This is a genomic window from Polaromonas sp. CG_9.7, from assembly GCF_015752205.1.
Taxonomy (GTDB): domain Bacteria; phylum Pseudomonadota; class Gammaproteobacteria; order Burkholderiales; family Burkholderiaceae_C; genus Polaromonas.
Window position 1 is genome coordinate 75,025 of record NZ_JADOVG010000014.1, and the last position, 23,176, is coordinate 98,200.

Annotated in this window: 24 protein-coding genes; 9 read left to right on the forward strand and 15 right to left on the reverse strand. The window is 57.1% G+C overall.

The features are described 5' to 3' along the window. Positions 1 to 159: 159 nt before the first annotated feature. Genes IWX87_RS14410 through IWX87_RS14420 form a run of 3 tightly spaced genes read right to left on the reverse strand, consistent with a single transcriptional unit; the run spans position 160 to position 3,517 of the window. The gene (locus IWX87_RS14410) at positions 160 to 939 is read right to left on the reverse strand and encodes an oxepin-CoA hydrolase, alternative type (protein WP_196864223.1); all 780 of its coding nucleotides are present in this window, start codon (positions 937 to 939) and stop codon (positions 160 to 162) included. A 1-nt stretch (position 940) separates the two neighbouring features. Continuing rightward, positions 941 to 2,464 (reverse strand): 3-hydroxyacyl-CoA dehydrogenase, encoded by a 1,524-nt coding sequence (locus IWX87_RS14415; protein ID WP_196864224.1) that lies wholly within the window; start codon positions 2,462 to 2,464, stop codon positions 941 to 943. Positions 2,465 to 2,509: 45 nt separating this feature from the next. Continuing rightward, complete coding sequence (locus tag IWX87_RS14420; protein WP_196864225.1) at positions 2,510 to 3,517, reverse strand: D-2-hydroxyacid dehydrogenase family protein; 1,008 nt, start codon at positions 3,515 to 3,517, stop codon at positions 2,510 to 2,512. 136 nt (positions 3,518 to 3,653) lie between these two features. On the opposite strand from IWX87_RS14420, the gene IWX87_RS14425 reads away from it, so the two are divergent. Next, positions 3,654 to 4,034: a hypothetical protein gene (locus IWX87_RS14425; RefSeq protein WP_196864226.1), complete on the forward strand. Its 381-nt coding sequence runs from the start codon at positions 3,654 to 3,656 to the stop codon at positions 4,032 to 4,034. A 205-nt stretch (positions 4,035 to 4,239) separates the two neighbouring features. Here IWX87_RS14425 and lexA read toward each other — a convergent pair whose 3' ends face one another. Next, positions 4,240 to 4,944 (reverse strand): transcriptional repressor LexA, encoded by a 705-nt coding sequence (gene lexA, locus IWX87_RS14430; protein WP_196864227.1) that lies wholly within the window; start codon positions 4,942 to 4,944, stop codon positions 4,240 to 4,242. A gap of 126 nt (positions 4,945 to 5,070) precedes the next feature. Here lexA and IWX87_RS14435 point away from each other — a divergent pair, with 126 nt between their 5' ends. After that, entirely contained in the window at positions 5,071 to 6,036 is a 966-nt protein-coding gene (locus tag IWX87_RS14435) for an asparaginase (RefSeq protein ID WP_196864228.1), read from the forward strand. A gap of 44 nt (positions 6,037 to 6,080) precedes the next feature. On the opposite strand, the gene adk is transcribed toward IWX87_RS14435, so the two are convergent. The 6 genes from adk to IWX87_RS14465 all read right to left on the reverse strand — a co-directional run bounded on the left by adk (position 6,081) and on the right by IWX87_RS14465 (position 9,973). After that, entirely contained in the window at positions 6,081 to 6,737 is a 657-nt protein-coding gene (gene adk / locus IWX87_RS14440; RefSeq protein ID WP_196864229.1) for an adenylate kinase, read from the reverse strand. A gap of 181 nt (positions 6,738 to 6,918) precedes the next feature. Continuing rightward, positions 6,919 to 7,674: a 3-deoxy-manno-octulosonate cytidylyltransferase gene (kdsB, locus tag IWX87_RS14445; protein WP_196864230.1), complete on the reverse strand. Its 756-nt coding sequence runs from the start codon at positions 7,672 to 7,674 to the stop codon at positions 6,919 to 6,921. A 6-nt stretch (positions 7,675 to 7,680) separates the two neighbouring features. Then, positions 7,681 to 7,863, reverse strand: a complete 183-nt coding sequence (locus IWX87_RS14450; protein WP_196864231.1) for a Trm112 family protein — start codon at positions 7,861 to 7,863, stop codon at positions 7,681 to 7,683. Next, on the reverse strand, positions 7,808 to 8,875 hold the full coding sequence (gene lpxK, locus IWX87_RS14455; protein WP_196864232.1) for a tetraacyldisaccharide 4'-kinase: 1,068 nt from the start codon (positions 8,873 to 8,875) through the stop codon (positions 7,808 to 7,810). Before lpxK ends, IWX87_RS14450 begins: the two co-directional genes overlap by 56 nt. 40 nt (positions 8,876 to 8,915) lie before the next feature. Next, a complete protein-coding gene (locus IWX87_RS14460; protein WP_196864233.1) occupies positions 8,916 to 9,344 on the reverse strand; it encodes a biopolymer transporter ExbD in 429 nt (142 codons plus the stop codon). Further along, positions 9,341 to 9,973, reverse strand: coding sequence for a MotA/TolQ/ExbB proton channel family protein (locus IWX87_RS14465; protein ID WP_196864253.1), 633 nt, complete (start codon positions 9,971 to 9,973; stop codon positions 9,341 to 9,343). Before IWX87_RS14465 ends, IWX87_RS14460 begins: the two co-directional genes overlap by 4 nt. 340 nt (positions 9,974 to 10,313) lie before the next feature. Here IWX87_RS14465 and xseA point away from each other — a divergent pair, with 340 nt between their 5' ends. Both xseA and IWX87_RS14475 read left to right on the forward strand, forming a co-directional pair. Continuing rightward, positions 10,314 to 11,633, forward strand: coding sequence for an exodeoxyribonuclease VII large subunit (gene xseA, locus IWX87_RS14470; protein WP_280757519.1), 1,320 nt, complete (start codon positions 10,314 to 10,316; stop codon positions 11,631 to 11,633). A gap of 56 nt (positions 11,634 to 11,689) precedes the next feature. Further along, positions 11,690 to 12,271: a superoxide dismutase gene (locus IWX87_RS14475; RefSeq protein WP_196864254.1), complete on the forward strand. Its 582-nt coding sequence runs from the start codon at positions 11,690 to 11,692 to the stop codon at positions 12,269 to 12,271. Between the two features lie 90 nt (positions 12,272 to 12,361). Here IWX87_RS14475 and IWX87_RS14480 read toward each other — a convergent pair whose 3' ends face one another. Both IWX87_RS14480 and IWX87_RS14485 read right to left on the reverse strand, forming a co-directional pair. Next, complete coding sequence (locus tag IWX87_RS14480; RefSeq protein WP_231374820.1) at positions 12,362 to 12,799, reverse strand: DUF192 domain-containing protein; 438 nt, start codon at positions 12,797 to 12,799, stop codon at positions 12,362 to 12,364. Positions 12,800 to 12,962: 163 nt separating this feature from the next. After that, positions 12,963 to 13,310, reverse strand: coding sequence for a cell envelope biogenesis protein TolA (locus IWX87_RS14485; RefSeq protein WP_280757520.1), 348 nt, complete (start codon positions 13,308 to 13,310; stop codon positions 12,963 to 12,965). A gap of 173 nt (positions 13,311 to 13,483) precedes the next feature. Here IWX87_RS14485 and icd point away from each other — a divergent pair, with 173 nt between their 5' ends. From icd to sbcB, 4 genes are all read left to right on the forward strand, one after another. After that, the gene (gene icd, locus IWX87_RS14490; RefSeq protein WP_196864235.1) at positions 13,484 to 14,737 is read left to right on the forward strand and encodes an NADP-dependent isocitrate dehydrogenase; all 1,254 of its coding nucleotides are present in this window, start codon (positions 13,484 to 13,486) and stop codon (positions 14,735 to 14,737) included. A gap of 173 nt (positions 14,738 to 14,910) precedes the next feature. Further along, entirely contained in the window at positions 14,911 to 15,282 is a 372-nt protein-coding gene (gene clpS, locus IWX87_RS14495) for an ATP-dependent Clp protease adapter ClpS (RefSeq protein ID WP_196864236.1), read from the forward strand. 79 nt (positions 15,283 to 15,361) lie between these two features. Continuing rightward, the gene (clpA, locus tag IWX87_RS14500; RefSeq protein WP_196864237.1) at positions 15,362 to 17,698 is read left to right on the forward strand and encodes an ATP-dependent Clp protease ATP-binding subunit ClpA; all 2,337 of its coding nucleotides are present in this window, start codon (positions 15,362 to 15,364) and stop codon (positions 17,696 to 17,698) included. A 157-nt stretch (positions 17,699 to 17,855) separates the two neighbouring features. Further along, positions 17,856 to 19,298 (forward strand): exodeoxyribonuclease I, encoded by a 1,443-nt coding sequence (sbcB, locus tag IWX87_RS14505; RefSeq protein WP_196864238.1) that lies wholly within the window; start codon positions 17,856 to 17,858, stop codon positions 19,296 to 19,298. 70 nt (positions 19,299 to 19,368) lie between these two features. Here the strand turns inward: sbcB and IWX87_RS14510 are convergent, their stop codons facing one another. Further along, on the reverse strand, positions 19,369 to 20,112 hold the full coding sequence (locus IWX87_RS14510) for a glutathione S-transferase (RefSeq protein ID WP_196864239.1): 744 nt from the start codon (positions 20,110 to 20,112) through the stop codon (positions 19,369 to 19,371). A 1-nt stretch (position 20,113) separates the two neighbouring features. Further along, positions 20,114 to 21,070 (reverse strand): rhodanese-related sulfurtransferase, encoded by a 957-nt coding sequence (locus IWX87_RS14515; RefSeq protein WP_196864240.1) that lies wholly within the window; start codon positions 21,068 to 21,070, stop codon positions 20,114 to 20,116. Between the two features lie 236 nt (positions 21,071 to 21,306). On the opposite strand from IWX87_RS14515, the gene IWX87_RS14520 reads away from it, so the two are divergent. Beyond that, on the forward strand, positions 21,307 to 22,530 hold the full coding sequence (locus tag IWX87_RS14520; RefSeq protein ID WP_196864241.1) for a PHB depolymerase family esterase: 1,224 nt from the start codon (positions 21,307 to 21,309) through the stop codon (positions 22,528 to 22,530). 104 nt (positions 22,531 to 22,634) lie between these two features. Here the strand turns inward: IWX87_RS14520 and IWX87_RS14525 are convergent, their stop codons facing one another. After that, positions 22,635 to 23,162 (reverse strand): hypothetical protein, encoded by a 528-nt coding sequence (locus tag IWX87_RS14525; RefSeq protein WP_231374809.1) that lies wholly within the window; start codon positions 23,160 to 23,162, stop codon positions 22,635 to 22,637. Between the last annotated feature and the right edge of the window lie 14 nt (positions 23,163 to 23,176).

The window sequence follows — 23,176 nt, forward strand, 5'->3', positions numbered from 1 at the left end:
TGCACGATAAGGCATGCCCAAAATCCAGCAAAGTTGGAATACTGGTCATCACGCTGGTGGCTAATTAGAAAATTCTTATTTAAGCACAATAAGCATTTAGCGCATGCTGGTTATGCTTCAGCAGCTATCGAATCAGGAGTCATCAAATCAGGAGATATGTCAGCGGTAGTGCGGCAGGCGTTTTTTTAAAAACGCCTCAATCCCTTCACCGCCATTGGCATGGTGCAGGTTGCGCACGAAATGGTTGCGTTCGCTGTCCAGTTGCTGGCTCAGGGTGTTGGCCGCTGCGTCATTGATCAGGTCCTTGATGCTGGCCAGCACATTGGGCGCGCGGGCATTGAGCCGTGCGGCCAATACCAGCGCTTCACCGATCGCACCGCCGGCTGCTGTGACGCGGTTGACCAGGCCCAGCTGATGCAGTCGATCGGCGCTGATGCGCTCGGCCCCCATGAGCAGTTCACTGGCCAGGGCGCGTGGCAGAGCGCGCGCCAGGCTCCAGCTGCCGCCGCCATCAGGCGACAAGGCCACGGTGCTGTAGGCCATGACGAACACGGCGTTGTCGGCGGCGACTATGAAATCGCAAGCCAGTGCCAGGGAAAAGCCCGCACCAGCGGCCGCCCCTTCGACCGCCGCAACGACCGGCTTGGGATAGGTGCGAATGGCTTCAATCCAGTTGTGCAGCGCTTCAATGCTTTGAGCTTGCACTTCGGATGGCAGGCGCCGGTTGGCTTGTAATCGAAGCAAATTACCGCCAGCACAAAACATGTTGCCTTCGCCAGTGATCACCACGCTGCGGATTTCCGGGTTGTTCTCAGCGGCGTTCAGCGCCTCGATGCCTGCGGCGTACATGTCTGGGCCAAGCGCGTTCTTGTGCTCCGGATCGCTCAGCGTCAGGATCAGCGTGCCACTTTCACAGGTACTTTTCAATGCGCCGGACATGTCAGCTTTCCTCGTGCATCAGGCTTAGGCCAATGGCTCCCCGGCGACGCAGCCAGGGCGAGGGCCGGTAGCGCTGGTCACCGTACACAGTTTGCAGGTTGAACAGCACTTCCAGAATATTGGTCGGTCCATAACGGTCACCCATGGCAAGTGGGCCCATGGGGTAACCCAGCCCCAGCGTAACGGCGGTTTCCAGGTCTTTCGGGGTGCAGATGCCCTGCTGGCAAATGTCACTGGCAATATTGACGATGGTGGCCACCACGCGCTGCGTCACAAAGCCACCACTGTCGCGGATCACACTGACCGCCTTGCCGTCGCGCGCAAACAGCGCATGCGCCGCATCGCGCATATCGATGCGCGTGGCCGGGTTCGTGGCCAGCACGCGGCGCTTGGTGGCGGCATCATCGATCAGCATGTCGATGCCTACGGTGCGCGCCGGGTCCAGGCGCTCGACGACAGCAACCGTGGTGATGTCGAATCCGAGAGGTGCTACCAGCGTCAGTGCCTGTGGAGAAGGCGAGAGTCCAGTCTCGATATGGGCCCCAAGGTTTTTCAGCAACTGCAGAAGTTCCGATCGCCGTGCTGCCTTGGGTGAGACCCAGACGGGTGGCATTTCAGTCACTTCAGGAACAGGCATTTCGGCAGGGACTTGGGCCGTACCACCTTCGTAGCGGTAAAAGCCTTCGCCAGTCTTGCGTCCCAGCAGGCCACCCGCCAGGCGCTGCGCGGTGATGACGCTGGGCCGGTATCGGTCTTCCTGATAATACTGGTGATAAATGGATTCCATCACCGGATGCGACACATCCAGCGCGGTCAGGTCCATCAGCTCGAATGGACCGAGCCTGAAGCCAGCCTGGTCCCGAAGGATGCGGTCGATGGTGGCGAAATCGGCAATGCCTTCGCTGACAATGCGCAATGCCTCGGTGCCGTAGCCGCGGCCGGCGTGGTTGACGATAAAGCCCGGTGTGTCCTGCGCCTGCACCGGCGTGTGGCCGATCTGGCGCGCATATTCGCTCAGTCCATGGCAGGTCTCGGCATCGGTCTTCAGGCCAGCTATGACCTCCACCACCTTCATTAGCGGCACCGGATTGAAAAAGTGGTAGCCGGCAAAGCGGTTTGGGTGCTTGAGGCCGGCTGCAATCGCCGTGACAGAGAGCGACGATGTATTGCTTGCCAGCACGGTTTGTACCCGAACGATGGCTTCGAGCTCATCGAACAGCGCTTTTTTGCTGTCCAGTCGCTCAACAATGGCTTCGATGACCAGGTCGCAGTCGGACAGGTCGGCGAGCCTGTCCGCGATGTGAACCCGGGCTTTGTGAGCCTGCGCAATGTCGGCGCCGATGCGTCCTTTTTCATGCATCCGGTCCCACTGGGTACACAGCGCCTCGCGCGCTTTCTGCGCAGCGCCCGCTTGAGCATCCATCAGTTTGACAGTGCTGCCGGCCTGTGCGGCAATCTGGGCAATGCCCCGTCCCATGGCGCCCGTGCCCACGATGCCGACTGTTTGGTAAAAAGGTGTTTGCATGGTTGATTGACTGGATAGAAAGATTGAACGGAGCAATGACAGGGGCTAGCGCCTGACTTGCAGTGCGCCCGGATTGACGATATTCGTCGGCGTACCCTTGATGAAATTGATGATGTTGTCAAAGGCAGCGCCAAAATACATCTCGTAGCTGTCCTGCTCTACATAACCAATGTGTGGCGTGCAGATGCAATTCTCCAGCCGCAAAAGGGCATGCCCCTGCAGGATAGGCTCCGATTCAAACACGTCGATTGCCGCCATGCCGGGACGTCCCCGGTTGAGCGCGGCAATCAATGCTTCGGGTTCGATCAGCTCAGCGCGTGACGTGTTGACGAGCAAGGCGGTCGGCTTCATGCGCGACATGTCTTCCAGTGTGACAATGCCGGTCGTTTCTTCTCCAAGCCTCAGATGCAAACTCAGTACATCGCATTGCTTGAAAAGCTCGATCTTGCTGGGTGCAATTTCAAATCCGTCGGCTTGGGCGCGTTCTCGCGAGGCCGGGCTACCCCAGATGATTACCCGCATGCCGAATGCCCGCCCGTAGCCGGCCACCAGCTGGCCGGTCCTGCCGTAGCTCCAGATCCCCAGTGTCTTGCCTTTTAGCAAGCTTCCGAGGCCAAAATTAGGCGGCATGGACGCTGATTTCAGCCCTGATTGTTGCCACGCACCATGCTTAAGGTGCGACACATACTGCGGAATGCGGCGCATGGCTGCCATGACCAGCGCCCAGGTCAGCTCTGCTGGCGCAGTTGGAGAGCCCGTGCCCTCTGCCACCGCAATGCCGCGCTCCGTGCAGGCCGCTACATCGACATGGGTGCCGATCCGGCCCGTCTGGACAATCAGCTTGAGCTTGGGCAGCTTGTCAATCACCTGGCGGGTCAGGTGGGTGCGCTCGCGGATCAGAACGATCACGTCGGCGTCCCTCAGTCGGACCGACAGCTGGCCAGCGCCTTTGACAGTGTTGGTGTACACCTTGGCAGGATAGGCTTCGAGCTTGGCCGCGCAGGCGAGTTTTCGCACTGCGTCCTGGTAATCATCAAGAATCACAATATTCATGCAGATATTGTGCCTTCAAGAACCCTGTTTTTTGAAGATTACCCGCTCTCCCTTGGAATAGGCTGTTTGCTGGTTTCGTGTTAATGCCAGGGTACTACGCACGTGGCTGGCAGACTGGTTCTATTTCGTTGTGAGAATGCTGATCGATTTGGACCAACACTGGAAAAACCATCAATCCGCCACAGAGTGCGCCGCTTGCAATGCCATGCGGTCAAGTTCAGCGCAGACATCGGCCATTCGCCCTGAGATGACCATTCGTCCCGCGCAATCAGGCCGAATGTTTGCATCTGATTCACGAATGATCCGCAACACGCTGCGCGGCGATACATGTGGCATGGGAATGCACGTTGATTCGGCAATATCAGGACGTATTTTGAAACATGCGTCATTGCTTGCCGACGCCGTTCGAGGCCTAAAAGAAGACTGTGTTGCACCTGCCGACCCCAATGCCCTGGATCTAACGGTGCTGTGTGCGAACGAATCCCTGAGCCGGGTGATCCATGGCACCAGCGTCTGAACTGGTGCCGTCCAGAAGGCTTGCATGGGGGCAGGTGAAAAGCTGATGATTCGCATGAAGAGCTCCAGTTGATAAAGGTTGGATACAAGCGAGCAGGGGTCTGCCAAATGGAAAGGCGGATATTTTCAATAAAAGGCGGCAGTTTTGCTGTCATTACCGTTGACAGCGGGCTTTGTCGGAACACTGCCCAGAAAGACAAGCTGTACTACATCGAAAACTTGCCGCGGATCAAGCCGACAGCCAGCCCTTCAAGCTCGAAAGGTTCGCCAGGATGGACCACAATGGGTTTGAAGTCGGGATTTTCTGACAGCAGTTCGATCAGATGCTGATTGCGGTGAAAGCGTTTGACGGTGACCTCGTCACCGAGCCGTGCGACTACGATCTGTCCGTTTTGGGCTTCCCGAGCCTGTTTCACGGCCAGCAAGTCGCCCTCCATGATGCCCACATCGCGCATGCTCATGCCGCGCACCTTGAGCAGATAGTCTGGTTTCTGATCAAACAGGGAGCTTTCAAAAAAGTAGGTCTGTTCGATGTGTTCCTGCGCCAGGATCGGGCTTCCTGCAGCCACCCGGCCTACAAGCGGCAGGGCCCACTGGGCAATCCGATCAGGAGCCCTTAAAAAGGGTTCTCTCCGCGATTCGTTCAAGGCCCGCAATGCATCGGTCCGAAGTCGGATGCCTCGCGAGGTGCCGCTGACGAGTTCGATGACCCCCTTTTTTGCTAGAGCCTTCAAGTGCTCTTCGGCAGCATTGGGTGAACGAAAGCCGAGTTGGGCAGCAATTTCCGCCCTGGTAGGAGGCGCGCCTGTCTGGGCAATGGCGGTCTGAATCAATTCCAGAATTTGGGTCTGCCGGGCTGTCAATTTGGGTTTGTCAGCCGGCAGAGCGGAAAAATCATTGAAAGTGCGCATAAGCTGTGGGCCTTGGGTTAAAGCGGGACTTGGCTCAGATCAAAATTTCGAAAAATCCATGATGGCTGTATGAATCGCCAGTAACTGTATTTTCATACAGCCTTTATAAAAAAGCAACTAAATCTTATGAAACATCGAAAACTGGTCATTTTGGGAACTGGCGGAACCATTGCCGGGAAGGCGGATAACGCCACCGACAACATCGGCTATACCGCTGCGCAGGTAGGTATCGAGCAACTGCTCGAAGCCATTCCCGCGCTTTCTGCAAGCGGCTTGATCATCAGCGAGCAGGTGAGCCAGATTGACAGCAAGGATATGAGCTTTGAAGTCTGGGCGAGACTCGCGGCGCGTGTACGCCATTTTCTTGCGGATGATGATGTGCAGGGCATCGTCATCACACATGGAACGGACACGCTTGAGGAAACGGCTTATTTCTTGCAATTGACATGCCAGCCAACCAAGCCTGTAGTGATTACCTGCGCCATGCGCCCGGCCACCGCGCTGACGCCTGACGGTCCTCAAAACGTGATGGATGCCGTGGCCGTTGCCAGGCATCCAGGCGCTTGTGGCGTACTGGCTGTCTGTGCCGGAACTGTGCACAGTGCGCTTGATGTGCAAAAAGTGCATCCCTACAAGCTCGACGCTTTCAGTTCAGGTGACGCTGGTCCCATCGGCTATGTTGAGGAAGGCCAACTCAGATTGCTAAGAAATTGGCCAGTTCGGCAGACAGGTGCTGACTATTTTGCTATTGAAAAAATATCAAGCTGGCCGCGTGTCGAGATTGTCATGAGCTATGCAGGCGCGAACGCGCTCATGGTTCAGGCATTGGTCAGTCAGGGCTTGCGGGGACTGGTAGTGGCGGGAACCGGCAACGGCACGGTGCATGAGGACCTGCAAGCCGGTTTGATAGATGCGCAGAGGGCCGGGGTTCGGGTTGTGCGCGCTACGCGTTGCCTTGATGGCCCCATTTTGCCTCTTTCAGCCAACGCGATTGAAGATTCTCAGGGGCTCAGTCCAGTCAAGGCCAGGATCGCATTGATGCTCGCTCTGATCAATGAAGAAGCAAGATATTCAACTTCCAAGAGTGCATAAAAAAAGCCATCCTGGGGGATGGCTTGTCCGGCGTATAAACCTGTTCAGTCCGAGAGCGCCTTGAAGGCCCTTTCCGTTATCTCTTCAACACTGCCCGTGCCGCTGATAACGCGGTATTTTGGTGCTTCTTCGGATGCAGCTTCTGCCCAGCCGGAGTAGTAGGCCACCAGCGGGCGTGTCTGGGCGCTATACACCTCAAGCCGCTTGGCGACGGTTTCTTCCTTGTCGTCTTCGCGCTGGATTAACGGCTCACCGCTCACGTCGTCCTGGCCTTCGACCTTTGGAGGGTTGTACTTGACATGGTAGGTGCGGCCTGAAGCACTGTGTGATCGGCGGCCGCCCATGCGCTCAATGATGGCTTCAAACGGCACGTCGATTTCGAGCACGTAATCGATTTTTACACCGGCTGCCTTCATGGCATCGGCCTGGGGAATGGTGCGCGGGAAACCGTCGAACAGAAAACCCTGGGCACAGTCAGGCTGGGTAATGCGTTCCTTGACCAGGTTGATGATCAGGTCATCGCTGACAAGACCGCCTTCATCCATGACCTTTTTGGCCTCGACACCCAACGGGGACCCTGCCTTGACCGCAGCCCGAAGCATGTCACCTGTGGAAATTTGTGGAATGCCGTATTTCTGGCAAATGAACGTGGCCTGGGTGCCTTTGCCCGCACCTGGAGCGCCCAACAAAATAAGTCTCATGAAAGTCCTCTGATTATTGTGAATTCTGCAAGCCAAACCGAAGATTTGACGGGCCGATTGGCCCTTTGTCGTTTTGCTTATTGCCGTGCTGACCGTATTTTTTTGGCCTGACAATTTTGCGGCCTAGGATATCATGCGCATCCCTGCCAAAAGCTTACACAAATGACGCTGGATACGGCTTTTAAGCCGTCAGGCGCCTAACACGTTCCAGATCCTCTGGAGTATCCACGCCAGCGCCTGGTGCCTGCTCGGTGATGTGAACAGCTATCCGGTAGCCATGCCACAAGGCACGCAATTGTTCCAGCGACTCCAGCTGCTCCATGGGCGCTTGGCTCAACTGGGGAAAAAGGCGCAAAAACCCGACCCGGTAGGCATAGACTCCGACATGACGCAACGGCCGGGGAAACCGGCCTTGTTCCCACCACGTCTGGCCGGCCAGGTCGCGCGCAGCAGGAATGGGTAAGCGGCTGAAATACATGGCTGTCTGTTGCATGTCCAGTACGACCTTGACAACATTGGGGTTGAGAAAATCGGCCAGATCATCGATGAAGTGCGCCGCAGTTCCCATGGCACAGTCGGGACGGCTTTGCAGCAGACCAGCCACCGCGTCGACTAGGGCCGGGTCTATCAGCGGCTCGTCACCCTGAACGTTGACCACGATATCGTCGTCGGCCAAGCCCAGCAAGTCGCAGGCTTCTGCAAGCCGATCGCTGCCGCTTGGGTGATCAACGCGGGTGAGCACAGCCTGGATGCCAAAGGCTTCGCATTGCGCAATGATTTCTGCGCTGTCAGCAGCAACGACGGTATTCAGCGCACTGCTTTGCAGCGCGCGCTGCGCCACGCGGACCACCATCGGCAAACCGTTGATATCTGCCAGCGGTTTGTTGGGCAGGCGCGTGGATGCCAGGCGCGCCGGGATGAGGACGGTAAAGCTCATGCCTGATTAGAGGCCAAGCTCTTCATCTGTCAACGGCCGTGCCTCGCTTTCCAGCATGACCGGAATTCCATCATGTACCGGATAGGCAAGGCGTGCGCTGCGCGAAACAAGTTCACGGTTTTCGCGGTTGTATTCAAGATGACCCTTGGTCACGGGGCAGACCAGCAATGCAATGAGTTTGGTGTCCATGGCTTGATGGTAATTGAGAAAGCAGGGGTCTCAGCAGCACATCCAGCGCATCGAGGAACGCGGGCTCGGGCGAGAATTCAAGCGGAACTGCCAGCACCTGCAGCCCCGAGGGCATTGAAAGGGCGAACAGCTTGACGGCATCCTTTTCCGTGCAGAGGACAATTCGGTCTGCCAGTGGCTCCAGATCGGCCTTTTTGAAGTCATGGTGGTCGGGAAATGCAAAAGTTTTTTCTAGCGTAAGCCCGCGTCCCCTGAGCATGTCAAAGAACCCTTCAGGATTGGCAATACCTGCAAGTGCAACCAACGGCTGGTGCGTCAACGACGTGATTGCCAGACGAGTGCCATTGGCATCCAGCGCATGGTTGGCCAGTCGGCGCCTTGAGGTGTAGCCGTCAAACGCAGCTTTCTGGCCGGTGTGCAGAACCAAATCAATGCCCTGGCCAAGACGCCCGGGCCACGCCTCGCGCAGCGGACCGGCGGGGAGTAACCAGCCGTTTCCTGCGCCCTTGTCATCGAACACTGCAATTTCAATGTCGCGCTGCAAGGCGTAGTGCTGCAGGCCGTCGTCGCACACAACAGCTTCCGTTTGAGGATAAGCCGCCAGCAAATTATGCAAGGCGACGGTTCGCTTATTTGCTACAAAAACAGGAGCGCCTGTTGCACGCTGGATAAGCGCAGGCTCGTCCCCTGATGCCTCGACTGCAGTATTCGGCGTAACTTCCAGGCTGTCCCGGCCGGCGCGCCCGTAGCCGCGCGAAACCACGCCGACCTGTAGCCCCTGTTCCTGAAGATGCCGAACCAACGCCATAACCAGAGGAGTTTTCCCCCCACCTCCCACGACAACGTTGCCCACCACGATGATTGGTATGTCAAAGCGCACGGATTTAAAAATGCCCTGCCGGTACAGGATCCAGCGCAATCTGACCATAAGGCGGTGAACTTGCGCCACCGGCCAGAGCAGACAGGCCAGCCAGCCACGCGTGCGCCAAGCGCGCAAAAGAATATCTTTCACGCCGCTGCCATGTTGTGTCTGAAGGCCAAGGTCTGCAAGCCTATCTGGCACCTGACGGTGACGTTCCCTGTGTGGCGAAGGTGATCTGCGTTAGTCCCTGGCGCCGCGCAGCTTCCATCACGGTGATAACGGCCTGATGCGTGGCACTCGCATCCGCGCTGATAACAATAACGCTGTCCTTTCCAGCCTTGGCCGCCTGTGTCAGGGCGGCACCCAGCAACTCGATTCCTCGGCCATCGACCAGCGCCTGGTTCACCATGTAACGCCCGTCGCTGCTGACGGCCACAATGACTTCTTTCGGGTGGTCTCGCATTTGTTCAGCGTCGGCAGCTGGCAGTCTGACCTGAAGCTCGGTGAATTTGCTGTAGCTGGTCGATAGCATCAAAAAGATGAGCACCACCAGCAGCACATCGATGAAAGGAATCAGGTTGATTTCTGGCTCGGGACGCGCGCGGGGACGAAAGTTCATTTGCGCAATCGGTTCAGATGGCGTACGAACTGTTCGGCTGCCAGTTCCATCGACAACAGATAGCCATCCACACGGGCACGAAAATAACGCCAAAAGATCAGCGCTGGAATAGCAACTATCAGGCCGAATGCAGTGTTGTACAGCGCGATCGATATTCCCTGCGCGAGTTGCGCCGGGTTGCCACCGCCAGCGCTGCTTGCATTGCCAGACTGGGCACCAAAAATCTCAATCATGCCAATGACGGTGCCCAAGAGGCCGAGCAAGGGAGCTGCTGACGCAATGGTGGCCAGAGCGGCGAGGTAACGCTCAAGTTTGTGCGCCGCCTGCCGGCCCGCGCCTTCCAGAGTAGAACGAAGATCGGCTTCGCTGATGCGGGGATTGGCGCCAAGTGCACGCAAACCGCTGGCCAGCACCTCGCCAAGCAGCGAATTCTGTTCCAGTTTCAGCACTACTTCCGGTGGTGGAAGGTTGGTTCTCGAAACCACCATGGCTTCAACGAGCAATTTGGGCGGCGCAATCTTCATGGTTTTCAGGCTGGAGAAACGCTCAATGACCAGTGCCAGCGCAACGATGGAGCATGCCAGCAGAGGCCAGATGGGCCAGCCAGCTGCTTGTATGATCGAAAACAATGCGGATCTCCAGACAGATAAGGGTGCTGGATTATGGCGCAGCGCCAGTGTCAGAAAATCATTTGTGGCATCCTGTAATCGATTGTAGCCAGGCTTAATACGCGAATCATTTAACGCACAAAATCTGTGGATAACTTTGTGAGTAAGTCTGTGCTGATCTTGTCCAAAGCCGCGCCAGCCCGTCATTTCGATAAAACGATGAAAATTTAGGCAGCATTTTTTCTTTTTAAATCAATGGGTTGCACCATTAATTGGACTTCTCCACGGGTGCCTTATAAGCACCGAGTTACTTTTCTCCACCTGTGGACTACTGATTTTTTAGACATTTCTGGAGATTGCTGTGGCTGATGCTTACCCTTTGCGCGAAAACCTGCAGGCCCCTTCGTCTGCAGTGGGCGTGCGCATCTGGCCAGTCGGCTCGTTGCTGCGTGCCATTGCCGAAAGCCTGGAAGGCCGGTTTAATCCTGTCGCGGTACAGGGCGAGCTGTCCGGCTTTTCACGCGCCTCCAGCGGGCATTGCTATTTTTCGCTCAAAGATGAGCAGGGGCAGATTCGCTGCGCCATGTTTCGGCGAGCGGCGGGGCTACTTGATTTTTCTCCGCGTGATGGTCAATTGGTCGAATTGCGCGGCCGGCTGGGCGTCTATGAGCCACGGGGCGAACTGCAACTGGTGGTTGAATCCATGCAGCAGGCAGGTCAAGGCAATTTATTCGAACAATTTCTGCAACTCAAGGCACGGCTTGAATCAGAAGGGTTGTTCGCCAGCGCCCGAAAGCGTCCGTTGCCGGTCATGCCGCGTGCCATTGGTGTGGTGACGTCGCTGGGCGCCGCTGCGCTGCATGACGTGGTGACGGCTTTGCAGCGCCGGGTGCCGCACATCCCCGTGGTGATCTATCCGGCCCGCGTGCAGGGCGCGCAAGCTGCTGGAGAACTGCGCAGCGCATTGCTCCAGGCGGCCAATCGGCAAGCAACAGATCAGGTCGATGTGCTGCTGCTGGTTCGTGGCGGCGGCGCCATGGAAGACCTTTGGGCTTTCAACGATGAATTGCTGGCACGGACCATCATCGTCTCGCCCATGCCGGTGATTTGCGGTGTCGGGCACGAAACGGATTTCACCATAGCGGACTTTTGTGCCGATGTGCGCGCGCCAACACCCACGGCGGCAGCCGAACTGTGTGCACAGCCGCAGACTTCGTGGCTGGCTGCACTCGAACAATCTTTTTCTCGCCTGCAAAACGGTGTAGACCGGCAAATACAGGCGGCCAATCAGCGGATAGACCGGGCAACGGCACGCGCCAGCCAGCCTTCGCATCTGATCACGCGTCAGCACGGCAGACTGGGTACTGTCGCCCAAAGCCTCAGCCACGCCATGGAATTGGCACTGGGCAAGGAAAAGTATCGGTTGGAAAACCTCGGCAATGATTTTCCAAAGCTGGTTTCGACCCGTTTGACACACTGCCAGCATCGTCTGGAACGCGCCCAACTGCGGCTTGACATGCTGGATCCGCATCTGGTACTGCAGCGTGGATATGCCTGGATTGCCGACCTTGAAGGGCATGCCATCACCAGCGTGAAAGCCATTCATCCCGGCCAGCCGGTGCGCGCTATCCTTGCCGATGGGCAGGTCGATTTGACGGTCGCTGCACGGCGGCTGATTTAGTTTTTACAATGTCCTTTGAATGTCAATGGACATCTCATCAACCCCACGAGGAAAATATGGAACACACGCTCCCCCCGCTGCCGTATGCCATGGACGCACTGGCTCCGCAATACAGCCAGGAAACCCTTGAGTACCATTATGGAAAGCACCATAACGCCTACGTCACGAACCTCAACAACCTGCAAAAAGGCACCGAGTTCGAGTCGATGACGCTCGAAGAGATCGTCAAGAAATCCAGTGGTGGCGTTTACAACAATGCCGCCCAGATATGGAACCACACATTTTTCTGGAGTTGCATGAAGCCTGCAGGCGGCGGCGAGCCAGGTGGTGCGCTGGCTGAAGCCATCAATGCAAAATTCGGTTCCTACGCAGCGTTCAAAGAGGCCTTTGTCAAGTCCGCTGTCGGCAATTTCGGCTCAGGCTGGACTTGGCTGGTGAAAAAAGCTGACGGCACCGTGGACATTGTTAACACTGGCGCCGCAGGTACCCCGCTGACCACAGGCGATAAGGCCCTTATGACGGTCGACGTATGGGAACATGCGTATTACATTGATTACCGCAACCAGCGCCCCAAGTTTGTTGAAACTTACCTCTCCAGCCTTGTGAACTGGGAATTTGCCGAAAGCAACTTTTCCTGATATTCGATGCTTAAAGACTGACCTTGGTTAGCCAGCAAAAAGCCGACGCAACGTCGGCTTTTTGCTGCGCTGGCTCTCAATGTGCGTGGTTCAGCGCTGACCCTCAAACATCGTCCCTGACAACTTGCTGCCCGGCTTGATGCCTTTTTTGGCGAACCATCCCTTGTTCATTTCCAGGACATAGCGAACCGGCTTGGCTGAACAGTGCGAATCAGTGGTTTCAGGTTTCATATCCGCCGTGTTCACGATCGTGCCGTCATCGGCCACAAAGGCAGCGGTCAGGGGCAGCAGCGTGTTTTTCATCCAGAAGCATTGTTCGGTGGCTTGTTCAAACACAAAGAGCATGCCTTCATGCTGAGGCATGTCCTTGCGCTGCATCAAGCCAATCTGGCGCTGCTGGGGTGTTACTGCCAGTTGGGCGTCAATCACATACATGCCGGCGTTGAGCTTGACACGCTGAAGCGTTAATTGGGGCGCCTCTTGCGCAGCGGTTAATCCTGGCAGCAAGAATGTGGTCACTGCCACCATGGCACCTACAAAGCGGCAGACCTTGGCCGGTATATTGGAAAAGCAGTTCTTGAACCCCATACGTATCTACCCTTAAAGTTTGATCGCCGTCATTAAAACCGGCCAAAAAAAACCCGCACTAGGCGGGCATTTTGACTGAAGCGGGAGGCTGTGTTGCTGGTTTTCAGCTTTTCTTGGCTGCTGCTTCTTTCTTGGCCATGGCGGCGTCTGCCTTTGCTTTCTTCGCAGCATTGGTTTTTTCCTTTTTGGCAGCTTTGGCGGCGGCTTTTTCTTCCTTGGTCATGGCTGCTGGCTTGGCTTTTGCCATGGGTGCTGAGGCCGCTGGCATTGCTGGGGTGGCAGTGGCGGCTGGCATTGCTGTAACTGCTGGCATTGCGGGCTTCGCTGGTGCGGCAGAAGGCGTTTGTGCGTAAGCGCCGACAGCAAAAAGGGTAGCAACGAGGGCAGCGAGGATCTTGTTCATTTGGAATTCCTTGAGAAATTGGTAAGGCAAGTTATCGTTTGAAAACACCCCGAACCTTTCGGAGTCCTTTCCATAACGAGGCAGTTTTCATTGCGTTGACAGCCGCCGCAAATATCTTCGCTAAATATTTTGGGACTAAAATTTATGCGGCTTTCACCTTAATTCCCTGAAGCAACGCGCCTGCCAGGTGCGTCATCCAGGCTTACCGGAGACTTCAGCACATGTACCAGCACATCAAGGTGCCCGCCCAAGGCGAGAAAATCACTGTCAATCCAGACAACTCACTGAATGTGCCTGACGAGCCCATCATTCCGTTCATAGAGGGCGATGGCACGGGTGTCGATATTTCCCCTGTAATGCTCAAAGTGGTTGATGCTGCGGTTGCCAAGGCGTATGGCGGCAAGAAGAAAATTCAGTGGATGGAAGTGTTTGCCGGTGAAAAAGCCACCAAGGTCTATGGACCCGACGTGTGGCTGCCCGAAGAAACGCTGCATGCCGTGAAGGACTATGTGTTGTCAATCAAGGGCCCGCTGACGACGCCCGTGGGTGGTGGTATTCGCAGCCTGAACGTGGCGCTGCGCCAGGAACTGGACCTGTATGTCTGCCTGCGCCCCATACAGTACTTTGCCGGTGTGCCGTCGCCGGTCAAGGAGCCGCAAAAAACGAATATGGTGATCTTTCGCGAAAATTCTGAAGACATTTACGCCGGTATTGAATTTGAATCAGGCAGCGACAAGGCCAAAAAGCTCATCAAGTTCCTACAGGACGAAATGGGTGTCAAGAAGATTCGCTTTCCAGAAACTTCGGGTATTGGCATCAAGCCGGTGTCCAGTGAAGGCACTGAACGCCTCATGCGCAAAGCGATCCAGTACGCCATCGACAACGACAAGCCCAGCGTGACCATCGTGCACAAAGGCAACATCATGAAGTTCACCGAAGGCGGCTTTCGCGACTGGGCGTATGCCTTGGCGCAAAAGGAGTTTGGCGCCGAACTGATCGATGGCGGACCATGGTGCCAGCTCAAGAACCCCAAAACCGGCAAGGATATCGTTATCAAGGACGTGATCGCCGATGCTTTCCTGCAACAAATCCTGCTGCGCCCGGCCGAGTACAGCGTGATTGCCACGCTCAACCTGAACGGCGACTATATTTCCGACGCATTGGCGGCTCAGGTAGGCGGCATCGGCATTGCGCCGGGGGCCAATCTCAGTGACACCATCGCCATGTTTGAAGCCACCCATGGCACGGCACCAAAATACGCTGGAAAGGATTACGTCAATCCCGGTTCACTGATCCTGTCTGCTGAAATGATGCTGCGTCACATGGGATGGATTGAGGCAGCCGATTTGATTATCAGTTCAATGGAGCACTCGATTGACTCCAAGAAGGTCACCTATGATTTTGCCCGCCTCATGGACGGCGCAACGCAGGTAAGCTGCTCTGGATTTGGCCAGGTCATGGTTGACCATATGTAAGCGGATTGCCCTTTAAAAACCATGCAGACCGCCCGGGAGCGATCCCGAGGCGGTTTTTTTATGCCGGACATGTCCGCAGTATGAACCTGCAACTCAAGGCTTGAACTTTGCCTGCACACCACCAATTGATTTGTCTGATGCAATGAACGGTACCGATGGCTAGAATGAATTCCATGGCAACAAAACCCCCCAAATCGCCGGCTCAGCCGCCAAGTCCCGCTGTCGTCAGGCCCGCTGATGTCAATGGCGCGGACTCGGTGGTGCTAGAACGCCGCCCGCAAAAAACCAAACCGCCGCAGATGTACCAAGTGGTGCTTCTCAATGACGACTACACGCCCATGGAGTTTGTGGTGGTGGTCATTCAGGAATTTTTCAGCAAGGACCGTGAGACCGCGACCCAGATCATGCTCAAGATTCACCTTGACGGAAAAGGAATCTGCGGAGTTTTCTCCAGGGATGTTGCTGCTACCAAGGTAGACCAGGTGACCGAAGCCGCGAGAAAAAACGGTCATCCGTTGCAATGTGTCAGCGAGCCCATTGAATAACGGCAAAATCGGCCAATATTCTTTCAAGTCCCGAACAGACAAGTTAAGTAGTTACCCAAGCAAGCCGAAAGGAAAATCTATGATCGCCCAGGAATTAGAAGTCAGCTTGCACATGGCGTTTGTCGAGGCACGCCAGCAACGCCACGAGTTCATCACCGTCGAGCACTTGCTGCTGGCCTTGCTGGACAACCCAAGTGCCGCTGAAGTGCTGCGCGCCTGCTCAGCCAATGTGGATGATTTGCGCAAATCGCTTGCCAATTTCATTAAAGACAACACGCCACAGGTGGCTGGCAGCGACGATGTTGACACGCAGCCCACCTTGGGTTTCCAGCGTGTGATCCAGCGTGCCATCATGCATGTGCAGTCCACTGGCAGTGGAAAAAAGGAAGTGACCGGCGCCAACGTGCTGGTTGCCATTTTTGGCGAAAAGGACTCGCATGCGGTGTATTACCTGCACCAGCAGGGTGTCACACGCCTTGATGTGGTGAATTTCATTGCCCACGGCATCAAGAAAAGCGATCCGCCCGAGCCGACCAAAACCGGCGAGAGCGCTGCTGAAAACGAAGAAGGTGGCGAGAAGAATGAAAAAGCGTCGCCGCTTGAGCAGTACACCGTGAACCTCAACCAGCTTGCCAAGGAAGGCAAGATCGACCCGCTGATTGGCCGGCACTATGAGGTTGAGCGTGTGATCCAGATCCTGTGCCGCCGACGCAAAAACAACCCTCTTCTGGTGGGTGAAGCCGGCGTGGGCAAGACCGCAATTGCCGAGGGCCTGGCCTGGCGCATCACGCAAAAAGACGTGCCCGAGATCCTGGCCGAGGCACAGGTCTATTCGCTCGACATGGGCGCGTTGCTGGCCGGCACCAAGTACCGTGGCGACTTTGAGCAACGCCTCAAGGGTGTGCTCAAGTCCTTGAAGGACAAGCCGAACGGCATCTTGTTTATCGACGAAATCCACACGCTGATCGGCGCTGGTGCGGCTTCTGGCGGCACGCTGGATGCGTCCAATTTGCTGAAACCAGCCCTCAGCTCGGGCCAGCTCAAGTGCATTGGTGCGACCACCTTCACTGAGTACCGCGGCATCTTCGAAAAAGACGCGGCCTTGTCGCGGCGCTTTCAGAAGGTCGATGTCGTCGAGCCGACAGTGCAGGAAACCGTCGACATCCTCAAGGGGCTGAAGTCGCGCTTTGAAGAGCACCATGGTGTCAAATATGCCGTGGCCGCCCTGCAAGCAGCCGCTGAACTCAGCGCCAAGTACATCAATGACCGCCATTTGCCTGACAAGGCGATTGACGTGATTGACGAGGCGGGCGCTGCCCAGCGCATTTTGCCGGCTAACAAGCGCAAGAAAACCATCACCAAGACCGAGGTGGAGGAAATCGTCGCCAAGATCGCGCGCATTCCGCCTGCCAATGTCTCGAATGATGACCGCGGCAAGCTCAAAACGCTGGAACGCGACCTGAAAAGCGTGGTGTTCGGCCAGGACAAGGCACTCGACGTGTTGGCCTCAGCCGTCAAGATGGCGCGTTCCGGTCTGGGCAAGGAAGACAAGCCGATTGGCTCTTTCCTGTTTTCTGGCCCCACGGGCGTCGGCAAGACCGAAGCGGCCAAGCAACTTGCCTACATCATGGGCATCGAGCTGATCCGCTTCGACATGTCCGAATACATGGAGCGCCACGCCGTGAGCCGCCTGATTGGCGCGCCTCCGGGATATGTCGGGTTTGACCAGGGCGGGCTGCTGACCGAAGCGGTCACCAAGAAGCCGCATTGTGTGCTGCTGCTCGACGAAATCGAAAAAGCGCATCCGGACATCTTCAACGTGCTGTTGCAGGTCATGGACCATGGCACGCTGACAGATAACAACGGGCGCAAGGCCGATTTCCGTAACGTGATCATCGTCATGACGACCAATGCGGGCGCCGAGACCATGAACAAGGCGACCATCGGCTTCACTAATCCGCGCGAAGCCGGCGACGAGATTGCCGACATCAAACGCCTGTTCACGCCAGAGTTCCGCAACCGCCTGGATGCGGTGGTGAGCTTCAAGGCGCTCGACGCTGTTGTCATCTTGCGCGTGGTGGACAAGTTCCTGCTGCAGCTTGAAACCCAACTGGCCGAGAAAAAGGTCGAGGTGACCTTCACCGATACGCTGCGCAAGTATTTGGGCAAGAAGGGTTTTGATCCGCTCATGGGCGCGCGTCCGATGCAGCGGCTGATTCAGGACACCATCCGCCGTGCGCTGGCCGACGAGCTGCTGTTTGGCCGCCTGACCGAAGGCGGTCGACTGACGGTGGACATGAAGGTCACGACCGACGAAAAAGGCGTGGAAAACGGCGAAGTCGAGTTGGACATCCAGCCGCTGCCGAAGCGCGAAGGCCGCGCCAAGCCAGAGCCGGAAGCCGCAGAAGCGAGCTGATCGTTCGATGCCTGCCTTGACAGGCTGGCAGGCTAAAAAAGGCCGGTAGCATCAAGCTATCGGCCTTTTTCTTTTTGCTATTAAAATAATAGCTGTATGCGTATGTGCCGTATGCGAAAAAAGCTCTTTTTATTAAAAAAACTGGAAAAACCGGCCCATGGATTCCCACACATTTTTCTGGCATGACTACGAAACTTTCGGCCTGAATCCCCGGCGCGATCGGCCAGCACAGTTTGCCGGTATTCGCACCGATGCCGAACTCAACGAGATCGGCGAGCCGTTGATGATTTACTGCCAGCCGGCCAACGACTACCTGCCTGACCCGACGTCGTGCATGCTGACCGGCATCACACCACAGCATTGTCTGGTGCAGGGTGTGCCGGAGCATGCGTTCGCAGCGCAGATTGAGCAAGTGCTGGCGCTGCCCGGCACGATCGGCGTGGGCTACAACACCATTCGCTTTGACGATGAGGTGACGCGGTTCATGTTCTGGCGAAACCTGATCGAGCCCTACGGCCGTGAATGGCAAAACGACTGTGGCCGCTGGGACCTGCTCGATGTGGTGCGCATGGCCTATGCGCTTCGGCCTGACGGAATTAAATGGCCGCTGAAAGAAGATGGCAAGCCCAGCTTTAAGCTCGGAGATCTGGCGCGCGCCAATGGCTTGATGCATGAAACTGCGCACGATGCGCTGTCGGATGTGCGCGCCACGATTGCACTGGCCCGGTTGATCCGCTCGGCGCAACCCAAGCTGTTCGACTTTTGCCTGGGGCTGCACAAGAAGACCCGCGTGCTTTCTGAACTGGGTCTGCCGGCAACGTCACAGCTGTCCAAGCCTTTTTTGCATGTCTCGGGCATGTTTTCGCCTGAGCGCGGTTGTCTGGCGATCATGTTTCCGCTGGCTGCCCATCTGGCGAATAAAAATGAAGTGCTGGCCTGGGACCTGGCGCATGACCCGAGCGAATTGATGTTGCTCGACGTGGCCACTTTACGCTTGCGGCTGTTCAGTAAATCGGCTGAATTGCCCGAGGGCGTGGCGCGCCTGCCGATCAAGTCAGTGCACCTGAACAAGTCGCCCATGGTCGTACGTAATCTACAGACATTAACCCCAGCGATGGCCGCGCGTTGGGGCATTGACAAGGATCTGGCGCTGCGCCATGCCGAAATTGCCGCTGGTCTGCCCGATATGAGCGCGCTGTGGTCAGAGGTTTTCCAGCGTTCGGCGCAAGACATGCCGGACGTGGATGAAGACCTGTATGGCGGCTTCATTGGCAACGATGACCGCCGCAGGCTGAACCAACTGCGCGCGATGTCGGCTGATGAATTGGCGCACAGCCGCATGGGGTTTGACGACGAGCGTTTGCCCGAACTGGTGTTTCGCTACCGCGCCCGCAATTTTCCGCAAAGCCTCAATCCGCAAGATGCAGCCCGTTGGGACGCGCATCGGGCCGCATGGCTGCTCGAAGGCGAGGGTGGAGCGCGCAATGTCGATGCGCTGTTTGAAGCCATTGACACCTTGACAGAAACCGCGGACGAGCGGGGCGAGGCCATTCTGGGTGCCTTGTGTGAGTACGCAGAGTCCATTGCGCCAGAGCTTTAGAAAACTCATATTTGCTATTGAATAAATAGCTGGATATGCCCGTGGGATAAGCGCAATTGACCTGAAAGGCTTAAGAATAAAGCTTCTGTTCAGCCACTAAGCCGAACGCAATGCCCGTTTCGCCTGGCTGCCATGGCGGATACTTTTCCATGACCTGCTGGAACAGCGGTCCGGTCTGCCAGTCAAGCAGCCATGCCTTCAGGTGCGGCCAAGGCCGGGCATCAAACCAGGCTGGGTCGGTGTGCGCAAACTGTCGGACAAAGGGCAGGATGGCCATGTCGGCCAGGCTTGGTGCTTCGCCAAACAACCAGGCGTGGCAGCCAAAAACGCTTAAACGGCTTTGTAGCGTCATGAGCCAACGCTCTGCGTTCAGTCGGTTCGACTGGGCAAAGAATTGCTCGTCACCAGCATGCTCGTGCCTGTAACGGTTCGGGTACTTGTAGCGGTCCAGGTGTTGCTTGAACTCTCCGTCGTTGTCAGCGATCAGCGCGCGCATGGCGTTCAGCGTATCGCCATCTGACGCGAGCCAGTTGTGCGGGTCATGTTGTGTCAGCGCCCAGTGCATGATGTCCAGGCTCTGCTCGATCACCTGGCCGCCGGGCAGCACCAGCACGGGAACCGTGGCCTTGGGAGACGCTGCCAGCAGGTCGGCGGGTTTGTTGCGCAACACGACCTCACGCAATTCGCAGCGCACACCACTGGTTGCGATGGCCAGCCGCGCCCGCATTGCATACGGGCATCGGCGAAAGGAATAAAGCACAGGCAGGGGCTGAGTACGTTCGGCAAAAGCCGCCAGGGCCGAAATTGGGGTCATGTCAGTCGCTGCCCGGTTGCCGCACACCTATGTGCGCTTGATGGCGCTTGGCCGCCAGACCGACCTGGCGCTGGCGTTCACGGTAGCCATGTTTTTGCACGTCGGTGGTGCTGTCGTGGCAGTGTGCGCAGCTCACGCCGAGTTCATACAACGGTGATTGACGGTCTGTGGCGCTCAACGGGTCGCGGCAGGACCGGCACAGCGTGAAGTCGCCCGGCTGAAGTCCATGGCCGACCGAGACCCGCTCGTCAAACACAAAGCATTCGCCCTGCCAGCGGCTGTTTGCCTCGGGCATGGTTTCAAGGTATTTGAGAATGCCGCCTTCAAGGTGGTAGACCTCTTCGAAACCCTGTGCCCGCATGAAGGCGGTGGATTTTTCGCAGCGGATGCCTCCGGTGCAGAACATCGCGACGCGTGGCTTCTTGCCATCCACCGGCGCCAGCGCGCCGCCTTCGGCCATTTGCTTTTCGACCCACGCGGGCAACTCGGAAAAGCTGTGGGTAGCCGGATTGATCGCATTCTGGAAGGTACCGATGGCCACCTCATAGTCATTACGGGTATCGACCAGCACCAGCGCCGGGTCGGCCAGCAACTTGTCCCAGTCCTGCGGCTTGACGTACTGGCCGGCCATCAACGCCGGATTCACGTCGGGGACACCCAACGTGACGATCTCCTTTTTCAGCCGTACTTTCATGCGATAGAACGGCATCTGCGCGGCATGCGCTTCTTTGTGCTCCAGCTTGGCCAGGCGCGGGTCGCTGCGCAGAAAGCCCAGCACCGCTTGCACGCCTTCAGGCGTTCCGGCAATCGTGCCGTTGATGCCTTCGGATGCCAGCAGGAATGTGCCCTTGACGCCGTGCGACTCGCAGCAGTCCAGCAACGGTGCCTGCAGCGCAGCAAAATCGGGCATTTCAACAAATTTATACAGTGCGGCGGTCAGGAAGTCGGGCGAGGTCATAGAAAAAATCCAGGCAGAAAAAAGAGTTGAGCGCTGTCGTGCTGCGATGGGCTAATTATCCCGCCACCCGGTTTTTTTATCGCCGTGCCTTGTATCTGGGGAAAAGTGCTTACAAAAAATTATGCTGCATTGCAGCAAAATACAGCCAGCGGTTGAGCAATCAGGAGCCGGCGCATGGCGTTAACGAGATCGACCCCATTTCAGACCTTTTGACAGTTCACAAAGCCAAAATTTCCATGACAAAAAGTCTGACCAGCCTCTGGCTCAAGAATCTGCGCCGTGTTGGCAAGGCCCAGCAGGCACAGGGTCGTCAACTCTTCAAAAGCCTGTTGACGACAGCGGCCCGGGCACCGCAGGTCAAAATGACAAAACCTGCCAATGTGGCCAAGGCTGTTCGACCCGCCACCCTGAAAATCGTCAAGGCGCTGAAGCCGGTAAAACCCCCGGTGGTAAAAACTGCAAAGCCACGCCGTAGGGCGGCTGCTGTGCCAGCCCAGCCCGCAGTCGCGCTCCTGCCGGCACTGCCCGGAAGCTGGAAGAAAGCATTTTTCAGCTTGCCGGGTACAGGGCTGGCGCCAGCGCGCAGGATGATGTACTGGCTTTACCTGCCGTCAGGCGTTGCCAATGCGCCGCTTCCACTGGTCGTGATGTTGCACGGATGCAAGCAAACCGCGACCGATTTCGCCGCTTCCACCCGCATGAACCAGCTGGCCGAGCGCAAGGGCTTCGCAGTGCTGTATCCGCAGCAGTCGGCGGCCGCTGACGCGAACCGTTGCTGGCACTGGTACCGGCGCGCCACCCAGCAAGGCCATGGCGATGTCGCGCTGATTGCTGAAATGATCAAGCAGGTACGCGCCCGGCATCAACTCGACACCAAGCGAACCTATGCGGCGGGCCTGTCTGCCGGGGCTGGCCTGGCGACCATTTTGGCCTTGCGCCATCCGCAATTGATTGCCGCGGCTGGCCTGCATTCGGCGCCGGTCTATGGCACCAGTGACTCGCCGATAAGCGGCTTCCAGGCGATGCAGCAGGGCGCTGGCGTGCACCACCGGGATGCGGTGAGCGAGTTCAGTGACAGCAAGCTGCATTTTCCTGGCATGCCGGTCATGCTGATCCAGGGCAAAAGCGATTCGGTGGTGCGCCGCGTCAATGTGGACAACTTGAGCGCGCAATTTTCAATCGTTGACGCGCCCTGGATCACCAGCGCCCAGCCCGTGGTGCGCAGCTACGCCGGGCGCAGCAGCGGCCGAAGTCCGCGCCATGCGTACAAGACGACAACCTATTACGCTGGCCGAAAGCCGATGCTGGTCAAGTGCGAGATTGACGGGCTGGGCCACGCATGGAGCGGCGGCGAAGGCAGCCTGGACTACAGCGCGCCTGAAGGACCGGACGCCACCTTGCTGCTGTGGACGTTTTTCTCGGGCCAGCAACGCCAGCAATCAGTGCCTGTGGTGATGTGAGCGTGCCGGCCTGACGACATTGCCTTTTTCAAGCCGAAAATGGCTCTTGCGCAATATAGACGGACATTTATTGCTATTATTTTTGTCTATTGAGACACACAGGGCTATTTATGTTCCTCGGGTATTCTTTGCCTGACGGCATTCCAGAGACGAACCAGCGCGCCTTTTGTCATATGCCTCATGCGCCTTCCCAAACGCCAGGGCCACGAAACGCGGACCTGCCGCAGCATCCGGTCTTTCCATGCCTTCCACGGTGGGTACACACGCGAGAACCAGCCCATTTGCATGAGGGCCGGCTCAGTCAACTGGAACAGGCGCGCAGCCAATGCGGTGCCTGCGACTTTTGCCGATACCACCAGGCCGAGGCCCACGCCAATGTGACCCTTGCCCAACAGGAACAGCGCCAGCAGCTTGACGGGAATGAGCAGCAGCACCGGAACGCAAAACGCCAACAGGGCTGCCCAGGGCGGCAAACGAATGATCAGCCGCTCGATCTGCCGCCACACTGGCAGCCGGCCCAGCGCCGCGAAGCCTGCCGCCAGCGGTTCCCAGCCCCATTCCTCGAACAGCAGGAACACCGCCAAGGGTGCAAACAGGATGCCTTTGAAAATCCGTTGGAGGAGGGCGATCAAGTTACTTCAGCCAT